Source organism: Mycobacterium sp. NGS18 (assembly GCF_059813185.1).
Map to the genome: position 1 here is coordinate 1 of NZ_JCALEC010000016.1, position 26,609 is coordinate 26,609.

The following is a 26,609-nucleotide window of genomic DNA, read 5'->3' on the forward strand; positions in this document are numbered from 1 at the left end:
GCGTGACTGCACTGCGACTGGCCACCTGGAACGTCAACTCCATCCGCACCCGGGTGGACCGGGTGACCGACTGGCTGGCCCGCGCCGAGGTCGACGTGCTGGCCATGCAGGAGACCAAGTGCACCGACGCGCAGTTCCCCACGCTGCCGTTTCACGAACTCGGCTACGAGGTGGCCCACGTCGGCCTCAACCAGTGGAACGGGGTGGCGATCGCGTCCCGGGTCGGCCTGGACGACGTCGAGGTCGGATTCCCCGGCCAGCCGGTCTGGGCCAAGCCGGAGGCCGACCCGGCGGTGGAGGCCCGCGCGCTGGGCGCCACCTGCGCCGGGGTGCGGGTGTGGAGCCTGTATGTGCCCAACGGTCGCACCCTGAACGACCCGCATTACACCTACAAGCTGGAATGGCTTGCCGCGCTGCGCGATACCGCCGCAGGCTGGTTGGCCGAGGACCCGTCGGCGCCGATCGCGCTGGTCGGCGACTGGAACATCGCCCCGCAGGACGACGACGTGTGGAGCATGGAGTTCTTCAACGGCGCGACGCACGTCTCGGAGCCGGAGCGCCGGGCGTTCCGGGCGCTGACCGAGGCGCAGTACCTCGACGTGGTGCGGCCGTTCACCCCCGGCCCCGGCGTCTATACCTACTGGGATTACACCCAGCTGCGGTTCCCCAAGAAGCAGGGCATGCGCATCGATTTCATCCTGGGCTCCCCCGCGCTGGCGACCCGGGTCTCGCACGCCGAGATCGTCCGGGAGGAGCGCAAGGGCAAGTCGCCCAGCGACCACGCGCCGGTACTGGTGGACATTCAACAGCCCTGAGGCCCGCAGTTATATGAATTCCTTGTGGATTCGGCAGCGGTCGCCGAATTGCGCATAGGATGGATCGGGTTAACCAATTTGCTCATTTGAAGGGCAGGGAATACCCATGAACGCCGTCGCAGGGACGGTACGGAAGGTGGCCGGGGCGGCAACCCGCGCGGCGACCATGACCACTGAGGCGGCCGGTGCGATCGGCGGGGCCGCGCTCAACGGAGTGATCGGCGGAGTGAAGGGTGCGGCCAGCGGTGCGCAACGCGGGCTCAGCACCGGCAGCCACTCCACCCCGGCTGCCGCACTGACCCTGGGCGCTCTGGGCGTCTCCGGGTTGATCGAGTGGCCGGTCCTGGTGGCAGTAGGCGGCACCGCGCTGGTGCTCAAGCAGCTCAACGGCCGCTCCGAGAACAGCAAGGCCCACAACACCAAGGCCTCGACAGCGGTACCCGCGAAGCCCTCGGCGAAGGCTCCCTCAGCAGCGGCACGGCCGTTGAAGTCGGTGAAGTCGGGGAAGCCGGCGGGCTCGTCGACCCCGCGGCGCAGCGGTTCGCAGGCTAAGAAGACCACGGCACGGCAGTCGCGCACCGGCGGCAGCAGCGCTCGCGCGCGCCACTGAGCGGGGCGGAGTGGATTTAGGCCGTGCCATCAGGCACTCTCTTCCGCTGCGTGCGGCGAATTTCGGTGTCCAACTCACTTCCGCACTGGTCGATGCCTCGGTGCAGACCGCGACCGGGCTAGCCGGAGCCGTCATTCCCAACGGCGAGGCCGGGTGGTCGCTGTCCCGGCGGTGCTTCCGCGGCGAGCACCGGGCCTGGGTCGAGGTACGAGGGCTCGACGGAGCCGACGGCGCCGAACTGGCGACCGCCGTGCTCAGCGCGGCACGCGCGCTGCCCGGGGTCACCTCGGTCCGGTTGAACCACCCGCTGGCCCGCCTTGTCGTCGGTCTGGACTCGTCCGGAAATGACGTGGTGTCGTTGCGCGAGTTGTGCCGGGTCGTCGCCGACATCGAGAGCCGGCACCGTCGGATTCATGCTGCAACGCGCCCGCCGGTGAGCCTGCCCGGTGACGGCAGGACGCAGGCGCTGCGCGCTTTGACCGTCGGCGCCAACGTCGCCGGTCTGGGCTTGGCGACGGTCGGCCGGCTGCTGCGGTTGCCGGTGCTGCCGCTGGGTCTGGAAGCCGGGGTCATCGTCGTCGACTACCAGCCGCGGCTGCGCCGGCTGCTCGAGGACAGCCTCGGCAAGCAGGCCACCGACGCGCTGCTATCGCTGGCCGGCGCGGCCGTGCACACCCTCAACCAAGCACCCACCGCGCTGGCGGTGGACGTGTCGATGGAGGCGATGCGCGCCGGGGAGGAACTCGCCGCGGCGCGGGCCTGGCGCCGGCGCGAACCCGAACTCGCCGACTACGCCGACCACCCGCCGGTGGCCATCCCGCCCCGGCCGGTGCCGCGGCCGCCGGGTCCGGTCGAACGCCATCTGACCCGCAGCGCCGTTGCGCAAGCCGTCGGGGCCGGCGTGATCGGCGCGGTGACCCGCAGTCCCGACCTGGCCGGCACCGCTGCGGCGGTGACCGCCCCGAAGGGCACCCGCACCGCGCGCGAGTCGTTCGCCGCGACTCTGGGCCGCGGCCTGGCCGACCAGCACGGCGTGGTGGTGCTGCGGCCAGGCAGCCTGCGTGAGCTCGACCGGATCGACACCGTGATCATCGACCCGCGGGTGCTGTGCGGCGAGAACCTGCGGGTGATGCAGGTGCGCGGCGCCGACGACGACGAGCTGCGCGCCGTGTGGGCGCAGGCTCTGGCCCGGCTGGGCGATCCCGAACTCACCCCGGGCTGGCACCGGATCGGTCCGCGCGCCGGCGTGCAGGCGTCATTCCAGCCCGCGCTGCTGCCGCTGGCCGCCGCGGTGGTCACCGAGGCCAGGCGCGCCGACGTCGAGGTGATCTCGGTCGAGGTGGATGCGCTCGGCGAGCTGCGGCCGATCTTCGATGAGATCCGTCCGCTGGACGGCGCATCCATCGATGAGGCGCTGGCGGCTGCGGCGAGGGCCTACCAAGCCGACGGTCACGACGTTGCGGTGCTCTCGACGGCCGCGGTCGACGCGCTCGCCGCGGCCGACGTGGCACTGGGCATGCTGGCGGGGCAGGGCAGCCCGCCGTGGTGCGCCGACGTGTTGCTGACCGACCTGGCCGCGGCGTGGCGGATGCTGCACGCGTTGCCGGCGGCCCGCTCCGCCAGTCGCCGTGGTGTCGAGATCGCCACCGGCGCTTCGACATTGGGTGCGCTGCTGATGCTGCCCGGGGTGCGTGGCCGCGGTCCCGGTCCGGTGACCACCGGCGCCGCGGCCGGCGCGCTTTCCGGTTACTGGCTGGCCCGGCGCGCGGTGGACGCCGCGATGCCGCGGCCGGCCGCGGTGCACGAGTGGCACGCCATGTCGATCGATCAGGTGCGGGCGGTGCTTCCGCCGCCGGACCAGGAGATGCCGACCGAGAGCCACCACGCACCCGCGGCGGCGGCCGCACTGGCGGCCGTCGACCTGGCCCGCCGCGGCGCCCAGCGCACCGCACCGCCGAAACTGTTCTGGCAGTTCGCCCAGGCGGTGCGCAGTGAACTGTCCGACCCGATCACCCCGGTGCTGGCGCTGGGGGCCGCGGCCAGCGCGGTGCTGGGCTCACCGGTCGACGCGATCCTGGTCGGCTCGGTGGTCAGCGGCAACGCGGTGCTGGCCGCCGCGCAGCGACTGGTGGCCGAACGCCGGCTCAACGTCCTGCTCAATGAGCAGGTGGCCCCGGCCCGCAAGGTGATCCTGGGCGCCACGGCCGACGACCGGACCTACTGCGACGTGAACGCCGAAGAACTGCGCCCCGGCGAGCTGATCGAGGTCCGGTCCCACGAGGTGGTGCCCGCCGACGGCCGCCTGATCGACGCCGACGACCTGGAAGTCGACGAGTCCTCGCTGACCGGCGAATCCCTGTCGGTGGTCAAGCAGGTCGAGGCCACCCCCGGCGCGGATCTGGCCGACCGCGAGTGCATGGTCTACGCCGGCACCACCGTCATCACCGGCACGGCGCTGGCGCTGGTGACCGCGGCCGGCGCCGACACCTACAGTCGCCGGGCCGCCGACCTGGTCGCCGGTGAGCAGTCCGCGGTCGGCCTGCAGCACCAGCTGAGCCTGCTGACCAGCAAGGCGTGGCGGATCAGCCTGGCCGGCGGTGCGCTGGTGACCGGGCTGGGCATGCTCCGGCGCACCGGGCTGCGCCAGTCGGTGGCCTCCGGCATCGCGATCGCCGTCGCGGCGATCCCGGAAGGGCTGCCGCTGGTGGCGACCCTCGCCCAGCAGGCGTCGGCGCGCCGATTGACCAAATCCGGTGTGCTGGTGCGGGTTCCACGTTCGGTCGAGGCGCTGGGCCGCGTCGACGTGGTGTGCTTCGACAAGACCGGGACGCTGAGCCAGAACCGGCTGCGGGTGACCGAGGTGAAACCCGCACCGGGCTACTCGCCCGACCAGGTACTGAGGTTCGCGGCGCAGGCCGCGCCGGCGACCAACGGCCGCCAGGTGCACGCCACCGACGCCGCCATCGTCGAGGCCGCGGTAGCCGCAGAGGTGGTCGATCCCGATCGTGGGGAAGTCGCCCACCTGCCGTTCCGGTCCGGCCGCAGTTACTCGGCGTCGGTCGACGGCGCCGAGCTGTCGGTCAAGGGCGCCCCCGAGGTGGTCGGGCCCGCCTGCGGCGGAGACCCGGCGATCCGCCGAACTGTGCTGGAGATGGCCGGCGAAGGCCTGCGGGTGATCGCGGTCGCCCGCCGGCACCTGTCCCCCGAACAGGTGGCCGCCCTCGGCGACGACCCGGATCCCGAGGACATCGCCGAATTCTGCGGTGCCGGACTGACTTTCGTCGGCCTGCTGGGTATCGCCGACACCCCGCGCCCGGAAGCCGCCGATCTGCTGGCCGAGCTGGACCGCCGCGGGATCCCGGTGCGGCTGATCACCGGCGACCACCCGGTCACCGCCACCGCGATCGCCCGGGAGATGGGCCTGGCCGTCAGCGCCGACCAGGTGATCAGCGGCGCCGACTGGGATGCGTTGTCGCGCAAGGGTCAAGAGCAAGCGGTGGCCGAGAAGGTGGTGTTCGCCCGGATGTCACCGGAGAACAAGGTTCAGGTCGTCCAGACCCTGGAGCGCACCGGCAAGGTGTCGGCGATGGTCGGCGACGGCGCCAATGACGCGGCCGCGATCCGGGCGGCCACCGTGGGCCTCGCCGTCGTCGCGCACGGCAGCGAATCGGCGAGCACCGCCGCGGACGTGGTGCTGGTCGGCGGCAGGGTGCATGCGCTGCTGGACGCGCTGGACGAGGGCCGCGAACTGTGGCAGCGGGTGCAGGCAGCGGTGGCGGTGCTGTTGGGCGGCAACGCCGGCGAGGTGGCGTTCGCGATCATCGGCAGTGCGATCACCGGCCGCTCGCCGTTGAACGCCCGCCAGCTGCTGCTGGTGAACATGCTCACCGATGCGCTGCCGGCCACCGCGCTGGCGGTCAGCGAGCTCAGTGACTCCGCCGCGTCGGCGGCTCGCGGGCCGGATCCCGACGCGCTGTGGCGCGCGGTCGCCGTGCGCGGCGTGACCACGGCGTCGTCGGCGGTCGGTGCCTGGGCACTGGCGTCGGTCACCGGGCGACAGCAGCGGGCGTCGACCGTCGCCCTGGTGTCGCTGGTGGCGGCCCAGCTCGGCCAGACGCTGCTGGACTCCCACGACCCGCTGGTGGTGCTCACCGCGGTCGGATCGCTCGGCGCGATGGGAACGTTGATCACCATTCCCGGTGTCAGTCAGCTGCTGGGCTGCACCCCGCTGGGCCCGCTGGGCTGGGCCCAGGCATTGGGTACGGCGACGGTCGCCACCGTCGGTGCGGCCGTGGTACCCAAGCTGGTGTCCGGTTGGCAGGACATCGCGGACAAGCCCAGAGAGTTCATCGTTCCGGGGCCGCGCCGGCCGGACGGCACCGCGGCGTCCAACGGCCACCCCGCGCCGCACCTGCGGCTTGTGCACAATGGGGACACCGGCTCTCGTCGCGGAACGGCCGCGGCCCGATCATCCGGCGACCCGTCGCCACCAGGAGGCTCATGATGGCGGACAAGCCGCGGCGCAGCACATCGCAAAAAGAAGCGGTGGCCCATATCCGCGAGGCGGAGGGCTTCGCGGTCGAGTTGCCGCTGGTCGGAAAGGTGACGGTGCCGCGTCCCGAGCAGTTGGCCTACTACGGGGGGCTGGCGCTGCTGGCCGCCTTCGAGATCATCGACTGGCCGGTTGCCGTTGCGGTGGCCGCCGGCCACATTCTGGCCAACAACCACCGCAGCGACGTGCTCGAGCAACTCGGCGAGGCGTTAGAAGACGTCTAGCGCGACCTCAGTTGTTGACGGTCAGCACCCCGACGCGCCACAGGAGTGCGTACATCTGGTTCAGCGGACCGCTGAGCAGCCGGGTGGCCATGTCGACCACCGGGTCTGAGGCAGGCGCGGCGGGCGCGCTCCGGCGGGCGTCCAGCTTGGTCGGCGTGCTGATGACACGCGGGGCCGGAGCCGTGATGTCGGTGTAAGCGATTGCAACCATGATGATGGCCTCCTAGTCGCGTAACGGTGCTACGCGCCCAGCGAGGAGCTCAGGATTTTTGCTCAGCTGGAGGCGGTATGCGACCGTTCGGATGGGGACGGAACAGACGTCAGATATCGGCTCGGACTATCACCGGAACTCATTCGTCCCTCACCTCCTCTCGGTCGCGGACACGCGCTGGCGTGCCGGTTTTCACCGCATGCTCGTGGAGGCAGCCCCGACGACTGTCGGGAGACCGCACCCCTCTCGTCAGAGCTTTGGCACTGCACGGCGTGTCCATCTCTGGAAGCCACTTGGGCTCAACCCTTAAGCCGGGAGGAGCTGTCCTGACCCGGGGCGTCTTTCGACGTTCGGGGTCAGTGGCCTGTGTCCGTGCAGACGCCTCACCTAACGAGGTGCTTGCGTGGTCCATAGTGCATCACGCGCGAGCCCGGGTCAACTCCCCGAATTTCGGGCGTGTCGGACACACCTGACCTGCCCAAATGCGCTTGTGCCGCGAGCATTCACGCCGCCGCGCGGTCGGACACATTCACCGGCTCGATCGCATACCGCCCCGGCGCCAGCCAGGAGGTCAGCGCGCCGAGCACCATCATCACCGCGGCGGCGGCGAACACCACCTCCAGCCCGGTGTGGAACGGCCCGGAGATGAGCTGGGGGAAGAAGCTCTGCCCGGTCAGCGCCTGGGCGTCGACGCCGGGATGGTTCAGGGCGCCGGAGGGCCCCAACAACTCGGCGATCGGGTTGTAGCCCAGAAACGCCGCGAACAGGCTGCCCACCGGTGGCGTGGCGGCCACCTGGTCGGCCACCGCGGCCGACACGCCCTGCTGCTGCAGCCCGGCGCCCATCGCCGCGGGCAGCGTGTTGGCCAGACCGATCACCATCAGCGAGAAGAAGACGCCGATCGACAGCGACGTGCCGGCGTTGAAGAACGTGGCCCGCACGCCCGACGCCGCCCCGCGCTGATCGGCCGGGACGCTGGACATGACCACGGCGCTGTTGGGCGCGGTGAAGATCCCACCGCCCAGCCCGTTGAGGAACACCAGCGCCGCGAACATCCGATAGTCGAAGTCGACCGGCAGCATGACCAGCGCCACGAACGTCGCCGCCATCAGCACCATGCCGCCGACCGCGAACGGCCGGGCGCCGTGCCGGTCCGACAGCGACCCGGCCACCGGCCCGGCCAACAGGAACCCGGCCGTCATCGGCAGCAGATAGATCCCCGACCACAGCGGGGTGGATTCGAAGCTGTAGCCGTGCAACGGCAACCAGATGCCCTGCAGCCAGATGATCAGCATGAACTGCAGCCCGCCGCGCCCGATCGCCGACATCAGGCCCGCCACGTTGGCCATGCCGAAGGCCGGGATCAAAAACAGCCGCACATCGAGCAGCGGCGCGGCCACCCGCAGTTCGATGACACAGAACAGCACCAGCAGCGCCACCCCCAGCGCCAGCGCGCCCAGCACGGCGGGGCTGGTCCAGCTGGTGGGCGAATTCCCATGCGGCTGAATGCTGTAGGTGATCGCGGTCAGCAGCACGGTCAGGCCCAGTCCCAGCGTCACGGTGCCGGCCCAGTCCAGCTTGGCCGGTGCCCGCTCCCCGAGTTCGTGCAGCGAGCGCACCGACCAGATGGTGCCCAGCACCCCGATCGGCACGCCGGCCCAGAACACCGCCCGCCAATCCCATTCCGAGAGCAGCCCGCCGAGCAGCAGGCCGACGAAGGACCCGGCGACCGCCGCCACCTGGTTGACGCCCAGTGCCATGCCGCGCTGATTAGCCGGGAAGGCATCGGTGAGGATCGCCGACGACGACGCGAACAGCATCGCCCCGCCGACTCCTTGCACCACGCGCCAGCCGATCAGCCACTGCGCGCCGGCGCCCAGGTCGAACGGGTCGATCGACAGTGCGATCGCCGCGACCGTGAACACCACGAAGCCGGCGTTGTAGATGCGCACTCGGCCGAACATGTCGCCGAGCCGGCCGAAGAAGACCACCAGCACCGCCCCGACCAGCAGGTAGCCCATCAGCATCCACAGCAGATAGCTGACGTTTGCCGGGTCCAGCGGGTTCAGCCCGATGCCGCGAAAGATCGCCGGCAGCGAGATCAGCACGATCGAGCCGTTGATGGTGGCCAGCAGCACGCCCAGCGTGGTGTTGGACAGCGCGATCCACTTGTAGCGCGGGTGGTCGCGGTCATAGCGGCGCCGGCGACGGGCGGTGGCGACCGCGCCGGGATCGAGATCTGCCCTCTCGATCTGCGCCGTCATCTAAGTCACCACGTCTTTCGTTAAGCCAAGGCACATATATTAGCTATGCAAAGGATCGGATGCCTAATCTGCGGCAGACGCACCCTGGCCAGCGCCTTACGCCAACTGCCGCGCTGCGATAGCGTGGCAGGGGCAGTAATGGCAGTGCAGAAATCCACACCGCGGGAGCGCAACCAGTGCGCTGAGAGGACGGCCGGGGCCGTCGACCGTACGAACCTGACCGGGTAATGCCGGCAAGGGAGAGGAACAAACATGACCGATGTAGCCGTCGAGCCGCAGGTGACCACCGGGCCCATCCCCTACAGCGAGAAGGTCTACCGCGAGATCGAAGCCCCCGGTGGCGTGGCGATGAAGGTGCCGTTCCGCCGGGTGAATCTGACCAACGGCGAGCACTTCGACCTCTACGACACGTCCGGCCCCTACACCGACAGCGACGCGGTGATCGACCTGCACCGCGGCCTGCCGGCCCGCCCCGGCGTGGTGCGCGACCGCGGCACCCAGCTTCAGCGCGCACAGGCCGGTGAGATCACCGCCGAGATGGCGTTCATCGCCGCCCGCGAGGGTTTCCCCGCCGAGTTGGTGCGCGACGAAGTGGCCCGGGGCCGCGCGGTGATCCCCGCCAACCACAACCACCCCGAGCTGGAGCCGATGATCATCGGCAAGGCGTTCAAGGTGAAGATCAACGCCAACATCGGCAACTCCGCGGTGACCAGCTCGATCGGCGAAGAGGTCGACAAGATGGTGTGGGCCACCCGCTGGGGCGCCGACAACATCATGGACCTGTCGACCGGCAAGGACATCCACGAGACCCGGGAGTGGATCCTGCGCAACTCCCCGGTGCCGGTCGGCACGGTGCCGATCTACCAGGCGCTGGAGAAGGTCAACGGCGACCCGACGAAGCTGACCTGGGAGCTTTACCGCGACACCGTGATCGAGCAGTGCGAGCAGGGCGTGGACTACATGACCGTGCACGCCGGGGTGCTGTTGCGCTATGTGCCGCTGACCGCCAAGCGGGTCACCGGCATCGTGTCGCGCGGCGGCTCGATCATGGCGTCGTGGTGCCTGTCGCGGCACCAGGAATCGTTCCTCTACACCAACTTCGAAGAGCTCGCCGACATCCTGGCCAGCTATGACGTCACCTTCTCGCTCGGCGACGGGCTGCGGCCCGGTTCGATCGCCGACGCCAATGACGAGGCCCAGTTCGCCGAGTTGCGCACTCTGGGCGAGCTGACCAAGATCGCCAAATCCCGTGGCGCCCAAGTGATGATCGAGGGCCCGGGCCACGTTCCGATGCACAAGATCGTCGAGAACGTGCGCTTGGAGGAGGAGTGGTGCGACGAGGCGCCGTTCTACACCCTCGGGCCGCTGGCCACCGACATCGCACCGGCCTACGACCACATCACCTCGGCGATCGGGGCGGCGATCATCGCCCAGGCCGGCACCGCGATGCTGTGCTACGTGACGCCCAAGGAGCACCTGGGCCTGCCGGACCGCAAGGACGTCAAGGACGGCGTGATCGCCTACAAGATCGCCGCACACGCCGCCGACCTGGCGAAGGGGCACCCGCACGCGCAGGACCGCGACAACGCATTGTCCAAGGCGCGCTTCGAGTTCCGCTGGTATGACCAGTTCGCACTGTCCCTGGACCCGGACACCGCACGCGAATACCACGACGAGACGCTGCCCGCCGAGCCGGCCAAGTCCGCACACTTCTGCTCGATGTGCGGGCCGAAGTTCTGCTCGATGCGGATCAGCCAGGACGTGCGCGACTACGCGGACGAACACGGGTTGCACACCCAGGAGGACATCGACGCCGCGATCCAGAAGGGCATGGACGAGAAGTCCGCCGAGTTCGCCGACCACGGCAACCGGGTGTATCTGCCCATCTCCTCCTAGTGGAGTTCCTGCCGCTGGCCCCGCCCGGATCGACCCCGGCGCGGGTCCTCACCATCGCCGGGTCGGATTCCGGTGGCGGCGCGGGCATTCAGGCCGACATGCGCACCTGCGCACTGCTCGGTGTGCATGCCTGCGTCGCGGTCACGGCGGTGACGGTGCAGAACACGGTGGGCGTCAAAAGCTTTCACGAGGTGCCTACCGCCACCGTCGCCGCCCAGATCGAAGCGGTGGTGCCCGACATCGGGATCCAGGCCGCCAAGACCGGGATGCTGGCGTCGGCGCAGATCATCGGAAGCGTGGCCGCGACCTGGCGTGATCTCGGGCTGACGGTGCCGCTGGTGGTCGATCCGGTTTCGGCGTCCATGCACGGTGATGCACTGCTGGCGACATCGGCCCTGGATGCGCTGCGCGACACACTGTTTCCGCTGGCCACCCTGGTGACACCGAACCTGCACGAGGTTCGGCTGCTGGTCGGCATCGAGGTGGTTGACGCCGAATCCCAGCGGGCCGCGGCCCGGGCGCTGCACGCCCTGGGACCGCGGTGGGTGCTGATCAAAGGCGGACACCTGCCGTCGGCGCAGCACAGCCCCGACCTGCTCTACGACGGCAACCACTTTCAGGAGTTCCCCGGCCCCCGGGTGGCCACTGGCGACGACCACGGGGCCGGCGACACGCTCGCCGCGGCGACCGCGTGCGCTCTGGCCCACGGGTTTTCGGTTCCCGACGCGGTGGCATTCGCCAAGCGCTGGGTGACCGAGTGCCTGCGCGCCGCCTACCCGCTGGGCCACGGGCACGGCCCGGTCTCTCCGCTGTTCCGGTTGTCGCGGTGATCCTCGACGAGATCGCCGGCGTCGCTCACGAACCCGGCGGCACCCCGCACGGGGTGGTGCTGTTGGCCCATGGCGCCGGCGGCAACCGGGATTCGCCCATGCTGCAGCGGCTTTGCGACGAGTGGGCGCGGCGCGGCTTCCTGGCGATCCGCTACGACCTGCCGTTTCGGCGGCGCCGGCCCAAGGGCCCGCCGTCGGGGTCGGGTGCCGGCGACCGCGACGGCATCACCGCGGCGATCGGGTATGCCCGCGGTCTGGCCGGCGGTCCGCTGATTGCCGGCGGGCACTCCTACGGCGGCCGGCAGACCTCGATGGTGGTGGCGGCCGGGGGCGCCCCGGTGGACCTGTTGGCGTTGTTCTCCTACCCGCTGCACCCGCCCGGCAAGCCCGAACGCGCCCGCACCGAACATCTGCCCGATATCGGCGTGCCCACGGTGTTCACCCACGGCACCTCGGATCCCTTCGGAACGCCCGCCGAGATCCAGGCGGCCGCCGCGCTGGTCCCGGCGCCGCACCAGGTCGTCGAGATCACCGGCGCCCGGCACGACCTGGCGTCGAAGACACTCGATGTGCCGGCGCTGGCCGTCGACGCCGCGCTGCGGCTATTGGGCTGACTCCCCTCGGCCGCGCCGCTTGACGACTTCCGCGGCGATGTCGGCGATCCTGATGTTGGTGTCCTGGGAGATGCGGCGCAGCAGGTTGAAGGCTTCTGGCTCGGAGAGGTCGTTGAGCACCATCAGCATGCCGATCGCCTTGCCGATCTCCCGGTTGCTGGCCAGCCCGCGTTGCAGGGTGTCCACCTCTTCGCCGCGGACCGCCGCGCCGATCGCGATCGTGGCGAAAGCGGCCAGGACGACCGCACTTTCGGCGGCCGCGGTGTCGAACGCGCCAGGTGTGTCGGAGAACAGGTTGAGCGCACCTGCCTTGCGGCCTTCAACCAGCAGCCGGAATCCCATCGCGCCGCGCACCGGTGTCTCGCCGACGATCCGGGCGGCCAGCGCCGGCCACTGGCTGTCGGCAGTGAGGTCGGGGTCGATCTGGGCTGCTTCGTCCTCGATGGCATCCAGGCAGGGCCCCTCACCGACGGCTATCTCCAGTTTGTCGATCGTGGCCGCCACCGCGTCGCTCGCCGCGGCGTTGCCGTAGCCGTCGCCGCGGCGCACCATCACGCTCGCGTGGTCGCATCCGGGCACCATCAGCGTCGCCGCCGCGCAGATCGCCGCGTACACCTCGTCGAGGCTGGAAGACTGGTAAACGATGTTCGCCAACGCGGTGAACACCGTGGCCGGATCGGCCATCGGATCGGTCATGACTGCCTTTCGTCCTTGCGGTCACGAGCTGCGGATACTCCGCCAGTGTGCCCGCCCGCGTGGCGGCCCGGTGAGCTTCGCTGGTTACTGGCGAGTCAGGTACCGTGATTTTCATGAGTACGGAGCGCTTCGACGTCGTCATCGTGGGTGCGGGTTTCGGCGGGATGGGCGCGGCGATCGAGCTCAAGAAGCTCGGCTACGACAACATCGTCCTGCTCGAACGCGAGGACGATCTGGGCGGGACGTGGCACGTCAACCGCTACCCCGGACTGGCCGTCGACATCCCCTCGACCACCTACTCCTACTGGTTCGAGCCCAATCCGCACTGGACGCGGCTGTTCGCCACCGGGTCGGAACTCAAGCGCTACGCCGAGCACGTCGCCGATAAGTACGACGTGCGCCGCCACATGCGGTTCAACACATGCGTGGACGGCGCCCGCTGGGATGAGGAGGCCCAGCACTGGCAGGTGAACCTGGCCGATGGCACCACCCTGAGCGCCCGCTACCTGATCACCGCGACCGGGTTCCTGTCGCAGCCGCACACCCCGGACATCCCCGGCATCGCCGAATTCGCCGGCAAGGTGGTGCACACCACCGCCTGGGATGCTCAGCACGACTTCACCGGCCGACGGGTCGGCCTGATCGGCACCGGCGCCACCGCGGTGCAGCTGATCCCGGAGCTGGCCAAGACCGTCGCCGACCTGACGGTGTACCAGCGCACGCCGATCTGGGTGGCGCCCAAGCTGGACTTCGGGATCTCGCCGGCCGTGCGGCGCCTGTTCGCCCGGGTGCCGCTGACGCAGCGGGCGGTGCGGTATGTGACCGATGGGCTGCTGGGGTTCATGACGTTCGTCGGGATCCTCAACTTCCCCTATTTCCGCCGGCTGTCGATCGGCGCGATGGACCTGTGCAAGATCCACCGGTTCATCTCGATCCGGGACAAGGAGCTGCGGGCCAAGCTCACTCCGAACTACGACATCGGCTGCAAACGGCCCAGCTGGTCCAACGACTACTACCGCACCTTCAACAAGGCGCACGTGCACCTGGAGACGGGCGGGATCGATCACATCGAGCCGGACGGCGTCGTGACCCTCGACGGACGCAAGAGCGAGATCGACACGCTGGTGCTGGCCACCGGTTTCGACATGTGGGAGGCCAACTTCCCGGCGATCGAGATCGTCGGACGCGACGGGCGCAATCTGGGTAAATGGTGGCGGGAGAACCGGTTCCAGGCCTATCAGGGGGTCTCGATCCCGGCCTTCCCGAACTTCCTGAGCCTGGCCAGCCCCTATGCGTTCTGCGGCCTGTCGTTCTTCAACACGATGGAATACCAGATGCGCCACATGGGCCGGTTGTTCGGCGAACTGCAGCGCCGCGGCGCGACGACTTTCGAGGTCACCGAGGCCGCCAACACCCGCTTCCTCGACGAGATGACCAAACGGCTGGACCGCTCGGTGTTCTACGCGGGCGACTGCGCCACGTCACGGTCCTACTACTTCAACCCCAGCGGCGAAGCGTCGCTGCTGCGGCCCACCTCGGTGCGCAACGCGGTGCGCGACGGCTCTCGGTTCCCGCTGGAGGACTACCAGCTCGCCTGAGCCCGCGAATCGTCAGGCGTCAGCCGGGCCCAGCAGAATGGACTCCATCAGAGTGCGCAGGCAGGCCTGCGCGTAGCCGGGGCCGCCGGGGACCGAGTCCTCGCCGAGCTTGGCCGCGCGCTCCCGAGCCACCCGGCCCATGTCGTCCAGCAGTACCGACAACGCGTGCACCAGGAACCGCGCGTGGTCGCTGTCCAGTCCCGGCCGCACCATGATCAGTGGCTTGGCCCAGGTGTCCATGAACGCGCGCTCGGAATCCCGGAGCAGTTCCCGCTCGGCCGATGCCAGGTTGACCCGCTCGGTGTCGTAGACGGCGGCCAGCTCGGGATTGGCGAACACGGTGGCCACCCACGCCTCGACCAGGCGGGTCAGCGTCTCGCGCGGGTCGGCGAACACACTGGCGATGGCCGACATCTCCCCGGCGATCCGGTCCATGGCGCGCTGCAGACCGGTCGTCAAGATGTCGGCTTTGCTGGAGAAGTAACGGTATACCCCGGATGCCGGGACCCCGACGGCGTCGGCGACCTCGGTGACACTGGTCTCGGCATAGCCCTGTTTGCCGAACAGCAGGATCGCCGCGTGCAGCAGGGCCTCATACGGTCCGGCGTCCGGCGTGAAGATGCGCCATACCGCCGGCCGATTGACTCCGACGTCTTCGGGCTTGGGCAATTGGGTGGCCGCCACCGCGCGCGCAGCCTCGCTGAGCAGTGGCCGGACTTCTTCGTCGGGGAGCCGCAGCCGGTGGCCGAGGATGCTTCCGGAGAGGCTGAGCAGGCTCGATGACAAGGTCCAGCATTCGGGGGAGGTCAGCTCCGGGCGCAGCGCGACGAGTGGACGTTGAATGCGCCGATGAACCGTGCGCATCTGCGCCATCAACTTGGCCTGATCGTCGGGCTGCAGATAGCGGCCCTGCCACCGGTACAACCCGCCGATCTCGCGGTCACCGATCCCCGAGGTGATCAGCGCGTCGAAGGCCTGGTCGAGTACCGCCGCGGCGTCGCGCTCCAACTCGGCGTCGGGGACGTCGTCGAGGAAGGCGGTGCAGTCAACCAGCTGCTGGCCGAGCGTACCGACGACGACGGCGAACATCTGGTATTTGCTGGGGTAGTGCCGGTACAGAGCAGGCGCGGAAATCCCAACTCTGGTGGCGATCGCCTCCATGCTGGTCGCGTGATAGCCCTGCGCACTGAACGCTTCCGCCGCCGCACGGGTGATCTGTGCTTTGCGGTCCTTGGGGCGCCGTCTGATGCGCGCGCCCGGGCGTTCGGCCGGGTCGTTCGTGGCACCAAGCGTGATAATCACCTCATAACTTCCGTTATCTAAAGCGCCATTCTTAACACATCTGGGTGAACAGTGAGCGCAAGGTGCTCTGCTTGGGGCCCGTCGGGTCGCAACCGCTAGGGGACCAGCGGTACCCGGTGGCGGACGTCGCGAAGCGGAACGCCGTTCGGGCCTCCGAGGGACTGCGCGTAGTTGGCCACCGCGAACGCGACCGCGGGACCGGTGAGCGCCAGGGCCTGCCGGTTGATTTTGTCGAGGGTGTCACGGGGACCGCGATAGTTCGGGTCGAACGCGGTCCCGGGTTCCCCGCCCCACAGCCGGGCCTGCGCGGTGGTCTTGGGCTGCGATGCCCCGGTGGTGATCCCGCCGATAGGAACGCCGGCCATCACGAACGGGCTGTAATCGTGGTCGCTGCTCAGCGGCATGTCGGCGGGCCGCACACCCGCCAGATTGAGGTAGCCGGCCAGGGTGCGTTCCACCCCGGCGGAGCCATCGGGGACGTCGCCGGCGGCGAAATCGCGGCTCGGCAGCGCCGACTGGTCGCCGTCGTAGGTGAAGTAACCGGCATTCGGCGAGGCGAGCATGTCGACGTCGAGGTAGACCGCGATGTCATTGAGCGCCTCGCGGTCGAGTCCGAAAACGTAGTCGGTGGACCCGCCGAGCTGTGGTTCTTCTCCGGCCCAGAAGGCGCCCCAGAACGCGAACCGCACCGCGTTGGTCACCGCGGGCGACGGTCCCAGCTGCACGGCGGTCTCCAGCACCGCGGCCACTCCGGAGCCGTTGTCGTTGATTCCCGACCCGCCCGGTGCGCTGTCCAGGTGCGCACCGACCATCACGACATCATCCGCGGAGCCGGTTTTGGTCTGCGCCAAGATGTTGCGGGAGGTGATCTTGACGGTGGTGGCGTCCAGCACGAGCCGCACCGCGCCGGTGGCGCGGCGTAGCGCGTGCTCCCCGTCGCGACCGGTCACCGCGACCGGCATCGTGAGCTGCTCGTAGTAGTCCGGTGGGAACAGTCCGGCAGGCGCACCGTTGCGGCTGGGCAGGCTGACCACGATCAGTGCGGCGGCGCCGCGCTGCAGCGCCGCGTCCTGCTTGGCCACCACCGAACAACCGGCGTCGCTGACCACGGCGATGCCCCCGCGCGGCACCGAGGCCGGATAGTCGGTCGCCGCACACCCGGTCGATTGGGTCGGGCGGATTACCGGACCGCGCACTCCGCCGGGCGGGGTGCGCACCAGCAGCGAGGCCTGGTCGACGGCGTAGCCGGTTGCGCCCACGGTCAGGGTCGGCTTGCCCGGCGACGTGGTGTCCAGCCGGGTGAGCTCCGGTGTCTGCACGTCGAAGCCCTTGTCCCGCAAGGCATTGATCACATACTCCGCACTGGCCTCGAAACCCGGTGTGCCGTCGGACCGGTTATGCCGGTGCGCGTCGGCGATCTCATGGAATCGCTGCAGGTGCGACAGCATCGCCTCGAGCGTGACCTGACCGGCCAGCCGGTTCGGCAGCGGCGGCTCGGCGGGCTCCGGCGAGCAGCCCGCCAGCAAGGCGGTTGCCACCAGCAGGGCGCCCGCCGGACGGATCACGGCGTGCTGACGACGTGGCGGGTGCGATCGTCGCGTACCGGAACTCCGTTGCGGCCGCTGAGATCCTGCGCGTAGAGCCCGACGGCGTAGGGGACGCCCCGGCCGTTGACGGCCAACTCGTCGCGGTCGATGTTGTCGATGGTGTCGCCCTTCTGGTGGTAATTCGGGTCGAACGGCTCATCGGCGGCACCGCCCCACAGCTTGGCCTCGTCGGGCGTCTTCTTCACCTCGGCGCCGGAGAACAGGCCGCCGGAGGGGATGCCGGCCTGGGTGAACCCGTCGTAGTCGGAGCGACCGTCGAACGAGGTGTCGCGCGGTTCCTTACCGGCGGACTTGAGGTAGTCGACCAGGGTGCGCTCGATGCCGGCCGAGCCTTCGGGCACCACCGGCTGGCCGCGCTTGTCGGGCGCCAGCGACTGGTCGCCGTCGTAGGTGAAATAGCCCGGGTTCGGCGAGCCCAGCATGTCGAAGTTCAGATACAGCGCGATGTTCTTGAGCTGCTCGACGTCGAGCGACTCGACGTACTTGCGCGAGCCGATCAGGCCGAGCTCTTCAGCACCCCAGAACCCGAACCGCACCGCGTTCTGCACCTGCGGCGAATCACCAAGCTGCAGGGCGGTTTCCAGCACGGCGGCCACTCCGGAGCCGTTGTCGTTGATGCCGGGGCCCTCGGGGACGCTGTCCAGGTGGGCGCCGAGCATGACTACGTTCTCGGTGGATCCGGTTTTGGTCTGGGCGATCACGTTGCGCGCCGGGATTTCGTCGGTGTGCGCGTCGAGTTTGACGGTCATGGCGCCGTGCCCGCCGCGCAGCATCGCGCCGTCGGCCTTGGTCACACTCACCACCGGGATCTTCACCTCGGTGGACTCGCCGAGCGTGCCACCCATCTTCTCCTCGTCGATGCTGTCGGCGACCACCATCGCCACCGCGCCCTTCTCGACGACGACGGCCATCTTCTCCTTGAACGGGCAGGTTCCGCGGTCGACCAGCACGACGGCATCCTTGACGGTCAGTCCGTCGTAGTCCTCTGGGCTGCAGCCCGGGCTGTCGTCGGCCGGCGCGGCCACCAGTGGCCCGGTGACACCCTCGGGCGGGGTCCCGAGGCTGTACTGCAGCGCGCGGGCCTCGACGGTCTTGTCGCCGAGGTGCACCGAGCCCTTCTCCGCTTTGAACACCCGGGCGATGAAGTCCGGAGTTTCCACGTCGAAACCGTGCTCGCGCAACGTATTGGCCACGTAGTCGACGCTGGCGTCATACCCCGGGGTGCCGACGGCGCGGGTGTCGTTGTTGGCGTTGGCGATGTCTTGCAGTTTCTGCAAGTGCGCCATCATCGCGTCGATGGTCACCTTGTCGCTCAGCGAGCCGGCGAACTGGGCGGCCGCGGCGGCATCCGGCGCCTGCTCGGTCTGCTGCGGTGTGCTGCTGCTGCACCCGCCGGTGAACAACGCACCGAGCAGCACGGCACCGAGAACGGGCATCAGTTTCTTCTGGTAATCCACGCGTCCACGTTAGTGGGTGGGTGTTGCGGTTCGCGCCAGGCACGGCCAGACCACGGCCGGTGTACCTCCCCGGAATGCAGCAGCCCCGCGCGGCCATGCCGTGCGGGGCTGCTGCGTGGACCTCTCGGATCGGCGCTAGCCCGATTGACCGGCCGTACCGTCGGCGCCGTTTGCCGCGCTGGGTCCGCCGTTGAGGCCAGCACCGCCTGCACCGCCAGTGCCGCCCGCACCGCCGGTCAGGCCGGCACCACCGTCGCCGCCGTCGCCACCGACGGCGGGAGCGCTGTTGGTACCCGACGTGCCGCCGCCGGTGAAGATCAGGCCGTCGAGCGCGTCGGCGCCGTTGCCGCCGTTGCCGCCAGCGCCGCCGTTGCCCTGGGTGCCGCCATTGGCTGCACCGCCGGCACCACCGTCACCACCCGCGCCGCCCTGGGAGATGAAGCCGGTCTGGCCGCTTCCGCCGGCGCCACCGTTACCGCCGTCACCGGCGGTGGTCCCGGCGCCCCCGGCGGCACCGCCGTCGCCGCCCGTGCCACCGTTGCCGGCAACACCTTCGGCGCGGCCGGCCAAGCCGTTGGCAGCGACTGTGCTGGACGCCGAGCCGTCCAACTCGGGTGCGGTGGCAGTGGCGCCGCCACTGCCGGCATTACCGCCGTCTGCTCCGCCACTGTTGGCTCCCGCGGCACCTTGGGCGTCACCAGCTCCACCGGCCGCCCCGGCACCACCAGTCCCGCCGTCACCACCGGTACCACCGTTGCCAGTCCAGAACGGCCCACCCGGAGGCGAGTCGTCGGTGGTGTAGCCGGCCTGCCCGCCGTCGGCTCCGTTGCCGCCGCGACCGGCCGTGCCGGCGTTGCCGCCGTTACCAGTCACCGCCTGCGCGGCACCGCCGGCACCCGCGTTACCGCCGGAACCGCCGGCGCCACCGGCCTGACCGTTGGTTTCGACGAAGCTCACACCGCCACTCGTGCTTTCGCCGGGCTCGTAGCTGTTCGGCACCGCCGGAGTCGTCTGGCCCGCAGCGCCGGCGCCGCCATCAGCTCCGACGCCACCGTTGCCGCCTTGCCCACCGTTGCCGGCCGCGGTCCCGCCCTTGCCTCCGGCGCCACCGTTGCCGCCGGAACCACCGTTCTGACCGGCACCACCGTTGGTTCCGCTGCCGCCGGCGCCGCCGGAACCGCCGTTGCCGTAGTTGCCGCCGTTGCCACCCGCGCCGCCGTTACCGCCGTTGGCGCCGGCAAGCGCGTTGGCGTCCGTCGACGGGTCGTAGCCGTTGCCGCCGTTACCGCCGTTGCCTCCGCTGGTCGGCGTAACCCCGGCGGCGCCGGTCGACCCGCCGCTGGCGGTGCCTGCCGCGCCGCCCACGCCGGTGTTGCCACCATTGCCGCCATTGCCGCCGTCAGGGCGATCCGCAGTGCCGTTCAAACCGGAACCACCGGTGCCGGCTTGCCCACCGGCACCACCGGCACCGGAGTTGTATCCATCGCCGCCGACACCACCGGCACCACCGGCACCGGCATTACCGCCGTTGACCACGGTGGTGCCATCGGCGAACTGGGCACCGCCGTTGACTCCGTTGCCGCCGTTGCCACCGTTGCCGCCGGCGCCGCCGTTGCCGTCCTGGCCGGTGCCGGTCAGGTCGGTGCCGCCGTTGCCCCCGGAACCCCCGGCCCCGCCGGTAGCGCCGGCCGTGATGGCGTTGGCGGGCACGTTGCCGAAATCTGGCGTCGTCCTGTTGATCAAGGAGCCGTCGCCGCCGTTGCCACCGTTGCCACCGGCACCACCGTTACCGCCGATGCCGTTGCTGCCAGTGATCGCGTCACCGCCGACACCACCAGCACCGCCCGCGCCGCCGGCAACGCCGGTGCTCGCAGAACCGACGCCGCCGTTGCCGCCGTTGCCTCCGTCACCACCGTTGCCGGCCTGATATCCCGTGCCGCCGGCGCCACCGGCACCGCCGTCACCGGAAACCGCGCCGCGGGCGATCGTCAGTACGTCGGTGTGCGGTGCGGCGTCGCCGCCGTTACCACCGGCGCCGCCGTCACCACCGTTACCGAGCTGACCGACATCGCCGGCGTTCGCGGCGGTTCCGGCCACCCCGCCGTTGCCGCCGGCGCCACCGTTGCCGCCGTTGCCGCTGGGGCTGTACCCGTCGATCACGGTGATGCCGTCGTTGTGGGACGCGCCTTGACCGCCGTTGGCGCCGTTCCCACCGCTGCCGGCGTCGCCACCGTTGCCGCTGTGTCCGCCGACCGCTCCGGCGTTGCCGCCAGCACCGCCGTCACCACCGGCACCACCGGTACCGCCCGCGCCACCAGCTCCGACCGGCGGCCGGCCCAGGTCACTGAACCCTACGACCTGGCCGTCTTGACCGCCGCCTGCGGCTCCGCCGCTGCCACCCGCACCACCGTTGCCGCCGTCGCCGACCGAAGCCAGACTGCTGCTTCCTCGCCCGCCGGCACCGCCCGCACCGCCGTTGCCACCGGCCGCGGCGACATGGCCTGGCTCATCTTGATAGGACGGGCTGGGGCCGCTGTTGTCGAAACCGGCGCCACCGTTTCCGCCCGCACCACCGTCGGCGACACCCCCGGCGGAACCGGCTGTCCCGGCCGCTCCGCCGGTCGCGGCGGTACCGGCCGCGCCCCCGATACCGGAGTCACCGGCGTCGCCGCCGTTGCCGCCGGCGTGGCCGTTGGGGTCGGCTGCTGTGCCAGCCGCGCCGTCAGCTCCCGCGCCACCGGCACCGGCGCCCCCGCCGTTGCCGCCGTTGCCCGCGTTGCCTCCAACGCCCACGGTGCCGTTACCGCCGAAATGAGCCGATCCGATGCCGGCTGCCCCGCCGGTGCCGCCGTTGCCACCCGCGGCGCCATTGCCGCCGGTGCCACCGGCGCCACCGTTGCCGTCACCGTTGTTGTCGAACGTGCCCGCGGCCCCGGTCGCGCCCGTCCCGCCGTTGCCGCCGTTACCCCCGGCACCACCGGCACCACCGTTGCCGCCGACGCCCAGGATCGACGAACCGGAACCACCGGCACCACCGTTACCGCCATTGGTGCCGGCCACGCCGTTACCGCCATTGGCGCCGGCCGCCGCGCCCGCTGCGCCATTGGTACCGGTCCAGCCCGCACCGCCGATGCCGCCGTCGCCACCGTTGCCCAGCGCGCCCATGCCGAAGAAGTCCTGGGCCTGACCCGAGGAACCGCCGTTGCCGCCGTTGCCGGCCGCCAAAGTCTCGGTCGCCGCCCCGCCGGCGCCACCGTCGCCGCCGTTGCCCCACATCTCCCCGCCGTGGCCACCATTGCCACCATCGGCGCCCAGCCCGCCGGCGCCACCGTCACCACCGTTGCCGATCCCGCCGGCATGGCCACCGTTACCGCCGGCCACACCCTCGAGAGTCGACGACCAGCCATCCCCGCCGTCGCCGAACCACAGGCCACCGGCCTGGCCGTCGACGCTGTCGGCGGTGCCGTCAGCGCCGTTGCAGATCATCCCGCAAAAGCCCTCGGTGAACGGCGCGAACATCTGGTTCACCACACCGTTGACCTGCGACCCGAAGTCAGAATTGATCCAGTCCTGCAAGGCCGCGTGCAACGGCGTGTAGAACATGGTGTCCCACATCTGAGCCATGTCGGTCGCATCCGCCGAACCGGACAGATCCCCAGCCGACCCGGTGAACAGACTGTCGAAATCGTTCGACAGGTTGCCCCACGCACTCGGATCAAACAGATCAGTCAAGAAATCATCAAAGTCGGCATTGGCCGCCGGCGCCGAGGCTAACGGCGCCATTCCGAAGGCCAGAAACGCCCCTACCGCGGTGGACGCGCCCAGGATCCGCCGGCCCTGCCACACCGCGCGCTTGTCTGACTTCTCGCTGCCGGTGATGCCGTGCCGATCAACCATGTCGAAACCCGACCCTTCTCGAAAGCATCAATGATGTGGGCCGGCGCTAACGTTGGCCTCAGGAAGCACAGAATAGTTTCACGGGCGTCAATTGTCTACTGGAAGTACAGAGAATCCTGCTTGTTCATTCGACTAGTACGGTTGTGCCGCGTATTGCTCAGGCGAAGTTTGCCAGCAATGTGCCAAGGTTCCTGGATACCGGCCGGAGCTCACCCATCATCTCGATGCCTCAGACACAGCGTTCGCGACGGCGACGCTCCTGAAACTGAGGACAGCGCCGCCGTCCTGGGGATCTTCACAGGCAGAGGGAATGCCCCGCACGGGGAGGTGTGCGGGGCATTCCCGGTGTCGTGCCGGTCGTGTTGACCGTCTGCTACGGGGTGGGCTGGGCGCCGGCACCACCCGTGCCGCCGGCGCCGCCGGTAGCGCCAGTGACGGCATCCGCGGGTCCACCGGCGTCACCGGCCGTGGCCCCGGACGCACCGCCCTGGCCGCCACCGCCGCCAGTGCCGCCGACGCCGCCGCCCGTGGTCTCGCTGTTGCCGCCGTCGCCGCCGGTACCGCCGGTGCCACCGCTTCCGGTGTCACTCGCGCCTCCAGCGCCTCCAGCACCGCCGGCGCCACCGGTCGCGGCCACCACGTTGGCATTGTCACCGCCGGCGATGCCGCCGTCGCCACCCGCGCCACCGGCGCCACCGGTGCCGCCGCCGATCGCGTCACCACCGGCACCGCCATCGCCGCCGGCACCGGGGGTGGCGCCACTGCCCGTAGCCCCCGTCGGTCCGGTGCCGCCAGGCCCGTTGACCGTCACCGTGTTGCCGTTACCACCGTTACCGCCAGCACCACCGTCACCCGGGTTGAAACCGGCCCCACCTGCGCCACCGGTGCCACCATTGCCGGCCCCACCGGCGACATCGACCCGTCCGCCGTTGTAGTCGGTGGGCGTCGCCGTGAAGCCGTCACCGCCGTTGCCTCCGGCACCACCATCAGCGCCGTTGCCCACGTGACCGTTCACGCCCCCGGCGCCGCCGGCCCCGCCCGCGCCGCCGGCACCACCGTTGCCGCCGAACTGAGCATGCTGCGACCACGCGTGGCCGGCGTCGGTGTGCTGTGCCGCACCGGCCGCACCGCCGTTGCCACCGGCGCCGCCCTGGCCGCCGTTGCCGCCGATACCGTCTGCGGCGGTCGCGGTACCGCCGGCGCCACCGGCCCCGCCGATGCCGCCGTAGCCACCGCCATTGCCGTTGGTGCTCAAGCCAGTGCTCGGGTCGGCACCGATCTGCCCGGAACCGCCGTCACCACCGCTGCCACCGGCACCACCGTTGCCGGCAGTGTGTGTGCCACCGCCGCCGGCACCGCCGGCACCGCCGTTGCCGCCGGCTCCGCCGCCGGTCACACCGGTGACATTGCCGGCACCGGCGCCGCCGTTACCGCCGGCTCCACCGTCGGCCACCGCACCGTCACTGCCGGCGCTGCCTCCGCTAGCCGTACCGGCCACACCGGCATCGCCGCCGTCGCCGCCCTTGCCGCCGTGGCCACCATCGGCGATACCACCGGCCTCGTTGGAGCCGTCTGCGCCGTTACCCCCTGTACCACCAGTTCCGGCGCTGCCGCCGTTGCCGGCGTTGAAACCGGAGCCACCGGTACCACCGGCGCCGCCCGCACCGCCGGCGGTGCCGTCGATCACCACCCGGCCGTTCTCGAATGTCACGCCGCCGTCACCACCGGCACCACCGTTGCCGCCGCCACCACCGTCGCCGCCGTTGCCCTGCTGCCCGGCCACACCACCGGCGGCCGCACCACCGGCACCACCGTCGCCGCCGTTGCCGCCGGCACCGCCGGGGTTGGCGTCACGCGGGCCGTAGGGGGCGACATAGGCATTGTTGAGGCCATTGATCGCTGCATAGGAGGCGCCGTCTTGGCCGTGTCCGCCGTTACCGCCGTTACCGCCCGCGCCGCCGTTGCCGTCACCGCCGTTGGCCACCGAGATGCCGTCACCGCCGGCGCCACCAGCGCCACCGTTGCCGCCGGCGTCCCCGTTGACACCGCCGATCGGGTTGCCGTCGCCGTCGACCGGGACGGCACCGCCGCCACCACCATTGCCACCGTTGCCGCCGGCACCCGCGTGGTAGCCGGTGCCGCCGTTACCCCCGACACCACCGTCACCGCCGATGCCGTGCGCCGGAGGCTTGGCCGGGTTGGCATCTTGTCCGGTAGTTGCGCCGTCGAAGAGCCGCCCACCGTCGCCGCCGTTACCGCCACTACCGCCGTTACCCAAGGTCCCGGTTTGCCCGTTGGCCCCGCCAGCACCGGCCGCGCCACCGTTGCCGCCGTCGCCACCGGCCCCACCGGCACCACCGTTGCCCGTGCCGTCGATGGTCGCGGCGTTGTTGTCGTGCTCACCGGCCTGCCCACCGGTACCGCCATTGCCGCCGGTTCCGGCATTACCGCCGTTGCCGCCGTTACCGCCGTCCCACAGCGCCTGACCACCGGCGCCACCACTGCCGCCGTGACCGCCGGCCCCACCGACCGCGCCATTGGAATTGGCTGCGCTCACAGCACCGGTGTTCTGGTCAGCCGGAATCTGAACCCCATGACCGCCGGTGCCGCCGTCAGCGCCGTTGCCGGCATCACCACCGTTGCCGGCGTTGCCACCCTTGGTGCCGCTGTTCCCGCCGGCACCGCCGTTGCCACCATTGCCGCCAGCTTGCCCAGCACTCGGAACCTGCGTCACCGAACGCCCGGTCAGCACACCGTCCTGGCCGTTCGTCCCGGTTGCGGCGTTGCCGCCGGCTCCGCCGTTGCCGCCGTTGCCGTAGGCACCGCCGTTGCCCCCTAGACCACCATCGCCACCTGAGGCGCCGGCGACCGCGTTGGCGTCGGTGGATGCGTCGTAGCCACTGCCGCCGTTACCGCCATTGCCGCCGCTGGTCGGTGAGGTGCCGTCCACGCCCGCCGCGCTGCCACCGACACCGCCCTTGCCGCCGGTGCCCGGGGCGGCACCGTCGCCACCGTTGCCGCCGGTGATGTGCGCAGCGGTGCCGGTCGCACCGTCTCCACCGTTGCCGGCCGCACCACCAGTGCCACCGTTACCGCCGACCCCCAGGATCGACGAACCCGCACCGCCGTTGCCACCGTTGCCACCGTTGGTGCCGTTGGCACCGGCGCCATCCCCGCCAGTGGCGAACGACCCGGTCGACCCGTTCCAGCCCGCACCGCCGACGCCGCCGTCACCGCCGTTGCCCAGCGCGCCCATGCCGAAGAAGTCCTGCGCTTGACCCGAGGACCCGCCGTTGCCGCCGTTGCCGGCCGCCAGGGTCGCGGTCGCATTACCGCCGGCCCCGCCATCGCCGCCGTTGCCCCACATCTCCCCGCCGTGGCCACCGTTGCCACCGTCGGCACCTAGGCCGCCGGCGCCACCGTCACCACCGTCACCGATACCACCGGCATGGCCGCCGTTACCCCCGGCCACCCCCTCGAGGTTCGACGACCAGCCATCGCCACCATCGCCGAACCACAGCCCACCGGCCTGGCCGTCGACGCTGTCGGCGGTGCCGTCGGCACCGTTGCAGATCATCCCGCAAAAGCCCTCGGTGAACGGCGCGAACATCTGGTTCACCACACCGTTGACCTGCGACCCGAAGTCAGAATTGATCCAGTCCTGCAAGGCCGCGTGCAACGGCGTGTAGAACATGGTGTCCCACATCTGGGCGAAATCCGCATCCGCAGCCGCCGAACCCGGCAGATCCGAACCGGTGAACAGGTCGTCGAAGTGCCCGGACAGGTTGCCCCACGCGGTGGGATCAAACAGGTCGGAAAGGAAGTCATCGAAATCGGCATTGGCCGCCGGCGCCGCCGCCAACGGCGCCATTCCAAAGGCCAGGAACGCGCCGACTGTCGACGCTGCGCCCACGATCCGCCGGCTCGAACCGCCCCTGCCTGAACTCCCGCTGGCCGTGGCACCGCGCCGAACAACCATCATTGCCCCCGTTCCCCGTATAAGCCCTTAGCGCTGTAACGCCTTGTTAACATGCGC

The 26,609-nt window shown here is 70.5% G+C and carries 16 protein-coding genes and 2 riboswitches; of the genes, 8 read left to right on the plus strand and 8 right to left on the minus strand.

All coding sequences use genetic code 11. The features are described 5' to 3' along the window. Positions 1 to 11: 11 nt before the first annotated feature. From AC5Y31_RS20410 to AC5Y31_RS20425, 4 genes are all read left to right on the plus strand, one after another. Positions 12 to 815 (plus strand): exodeoxyribonuclease III, encoded by an 804-nt coding sequence (locus AC5Y31_RS20410; RefSeq protein ID WP_499982626.1) that lies wholly within the window; start codon positions 12 to 14, stop codon positions 813 to 815. A gap of 106 nt (positions 816 to 921) precedes the next feature. Then, entirely contained in the window at positions 922 to 1,425 is a 504-nt protein-coding gene (locus AC5Y31_RS20415) for a hypothetical protein (protein WP_499982569.1), read from the plus strand. Positions 1,426 to 1,471: 46 nt separating this feature from the next. Beyond that, the gene (locus AC5Y31_RS20420; RefSeq protein WP_499982628.1) at positions 1,472 to 5,929 is read left to right on the plus strand and encodes a cation-translocating P-type ATPase; all 4,458 of its coding nucleotides are present in this window, start codon (positions 1,472 to 1,474) and stop codon (positions 5,927 to 5,929) included. Next, complete coding sequence (locus AC5Y31_RS20425; RefSeq protein WP_499982571.1) at positions 5,926 to 6,201, plus strand: hypothetical protein; 276 nt, start codon at positions 5,926 to 5,928, stop codon at positions 6,199 to 6,201. Before AC5Y31_RS20420 ends, AC5Y31_RS20425 begins: the two co-directional genes overlap by 4 nt. Positions 6,202 to 6,208: 7 nt before the next feature. Here AC5Y31_RS20425 and AC5Y31_RS20430 read toward each other — a convergent pair whose 3' ends face one another. After that, positions 6,209 to 6,412, minus strand: a complete 204-nt coding sequence (locus AC5Y31_RS20430; protein ID WP_499982572.1) for an Rv1535 family protein — start codon at positions 6,410 to 6,412, stop codon at positions 6,209 to 6,211. 234 nt (positions 6,413 to 6,646) lie between these two features. Continuing rightward, positions 6,647 to 6,814, minus strand: a riboswitch (M-box (ykoK) riboswitch). Between the two features lie 101 nt (positions 6,815 to 6,915). Then, positions 6,916 to 8,676 (minus strand): MFS transporter, encoded by a 1,761-nt coding sequence (locus AC5Y31_RS20435; protein ID WP_499982574.1) that lies wholly within the window; start codon positions 8,674 to 8,676, stop codon positions 6,916 to 6,918. Positions 8,677 to 8,827: 151 nt separating this feature from the next. Beyond that, positions 8,828 to 8,934: riboswitch (TPP riboswitch) on the plus strand. Here AC5Y31_RS20435 and thiC point away from each other — a divergent pair. The 3 genes from thiC (at position 8,929) to AC5Y31_RS20450 (ending at position 12,016) form a co-directional block, all read left to right on the plus strand. Further along, a complete protein-coding gene (gene thiC / locus AC5Y31_RS20440) occupies positions 8,929 to 10,572 on the plus strand; it encodes a phosphomethylpyrimidine synthase ThiC (protein WP_065023378.1) in 1,644 nt (547 codons plus the stop codon). Its footprint overlaps the riboswitch before it by 6 nt. After that, positions 10,572 to 11,402 (plus strand): bifunctional hydroxymethylpyrimidine kinase/phosphomethylpyrimidine kinase, encoded by an 831-nt coding sequence (thiD, locus tag AC5Y31_RS20445; protein ID WP_499982578.1) that lies wholly within the window; start codon positions 10,572 to 10,574, stop codon positions 11,400 to 11,402. Before thiC ends, thiD begins: the two co-directional genes overlap by 1 nt. After that, complete coding sequence (locus AC5Y31_RS20450; RefSeq protein WP_499982580.1) at positions 11,399 to 12,016, plus strand: alpha/beta hydrolase family protein; 618 nt, start codon at positions 11,399 to 11,401, stop codon at positions 12,014 to 12,016. Before thiD ends, AC5Y31_RS20450 begins: the two co-directional genes overlap by 4 nt. Here the strand turns inward: AC5Y31_RS20450 and AC5Y31_RS20455 are convergent. After that, on the minus strand, positions 12,005 to 12,712 hold the full coding sequence (locus AC5Y31_RS20455; protein WP_065023375.1) for a GAF and ANTAR domain-containing protein: 708 nt from the start codon (positions 12,710 to 12,712) through the stop codon (positions 12,005 to 12,007). The genes AC5Y31_RS20450 and AC5Y31_RS20455 overlap by 12 nt on opposite strands. Positions 12,713 to 12,825: 113 nt before the next feature. Here AC5Y31_RS20455 and AC5Y31_RS20460 point away from each other — a divergent pair, with 113 nt between their 5' ends. Then, positions 12,826 to 14,310 (plus strand): flavin-containing monooxygenase, encoded by a 1,485-nt coding sequence (locus tag AC5Y31_RS20460; protein ID WP_499982583.1) that lies wholly within the window; start codon positions 12,826 to 12,828, stop codon positions 14,308 to 14,310. A 12-nt stretch (positions 14,311 to 14,322) separates the two neighbouring features. On the opposite strand, the gene AC5Y31_RS20465 is transcribed toward AC5Y31_RS20460, so the two are convergent. The 5 genes from AC5Y31_RS20465 to AC5Y31_RS20485 all read right to left on the minus strand — a co-directional run bounded on the left by AC5Y31_RS20465 (position 14,323) and on the right by AC5Y31_RS20485 (position 26,486). After that, complete coding sequence (locus tag AC5Y31_RS20465) at positions 14,323 to 15,612, minus strand: TetR/AcrR family transcriptional regulator (protein WP_499982586.1); 1,290 nt, start codon at positions 15,610 to 15,612, stop codon at positions 14,323 to 14,325. 95 nt (positions 15,613 to 15,707) lie between these two features. Further along, a complete protein-coding gene (locus tag AC5Y31_RS20470) occupies positions 15,708 to 17,177 on the minus strand; it encodes a M28 family peptidase (protein WP_499982588.1) in 1,470 nt (489 codons plus the stop codon). Next, positions 17,174 to 18,655 (minus strand): M28 family metallopeptidase, encoded by a 1,482-nt coding sequence (locus AC5Y31_RS20475; RefSeq protein ID WP_499982631.1) that lies wholly within the window; start codon positions 18,653 to 18,655, stop codon positions 17,174 to 17,176. Before AC5Y31_RS20475 ends, AC5Y31_RS20470 begins: the two co-directional genes overlap by 4 nt. A gap of 156 nt (positions 18,656 to 18,811) precedes the next feature. Continuing rightward, entirely contained in the window at positions 18,812 to 22,573 is a 3,762-nt protein-coding gene (locus AC5Y31_RS20480) for a PGRS repeat-containing protein (protein WP_499982590.1), read from the minus strand. Positions 22,574 to 22,946: 373 nt separating this feature from the next. Further along, on the minus strand, positions 22,947 to 26,486 hold the full coding sequence (locus tag AC5Y31_RS20485; protein WP_499982592.1) for a PGRS repeat-containing protein: 3,540 nt from the start codon (positions 26,484 to 26,486) through the stop codon (positions 22,947 to 22,949). Between the last annotated feature and the right edge of the window lie 123 nt (positions 26,487 to 26,609).

Excerpts from the sequence above, each read along its gene's own strand:
- AC5Y31_RS20425 (WP_499982571.1), top strand. The coding sequence starts at position 5,926 with ATGATGGCGGACAAGCCGCGGCGCAGCACATCGCAAAAAGAAGCGGTG.
- AC5Y31_RS20455 (WP_065023375.1), bottom strand. The coding sequence starts at position 12,712 with ATGACCGATCCGATGGCCGATCCGGCCACGGTGTTCACCGCGTTGGCG.
- AC5Y31_RS20480 (WP_499982590.1), bottom strand. The coding sequence starts at position 22,573 with ATGGTTGATCGGCACGGCATCACCGGCAGCGAGAAGTCAGACAAGCGC.
- AC5Y31_RS20415 (WP_499982569.1), top strand. The coding sequence starts at position 922 with ATGAACGCCGTCGCAGGGACGGTACGGAAGGTGGCCGGGGCGGCAACC.
- thiC (WP_065023378.1), top strand. The coding sequence starts at position 8,929 with ATGACCGATGTAGCCGTCGAGCCGCAGGTGACCACCGGGCCCATCCCC.
- AC5Y31_RS20435 (WP_499982574.1), bottom strand. The coding sequence starts at position 8,676 with ATGACGGCGCAGATCGAGAGGGCAGATCTCGATCCCGGCGCGGTCGCC.
- AC5Y31_RS20475 (WP_499982631.1), bottom strand. The coding sequence starts at position 18,655 with ATGCCCGTTCTCGGTGCCGTGCTGCTCGGTGCGTTGTTCACCGGCGGG.
- AC5Y31_RS20430 (WP_499982572.1), bottom strand. The coding sequence starts at position 6,412 with ATGGTTGCAATCGCTTACACCGACATCACGGCTCCGGCCCCGCGTGTC.
- AC5Y31_RS20460 (WP_499982583.1), top strand. The coding sequence starts at position 12,826 with ATGAGTACGGAGCGCTTCGACGTCGTCATCGTGGGTGCGGGTTTCGGC.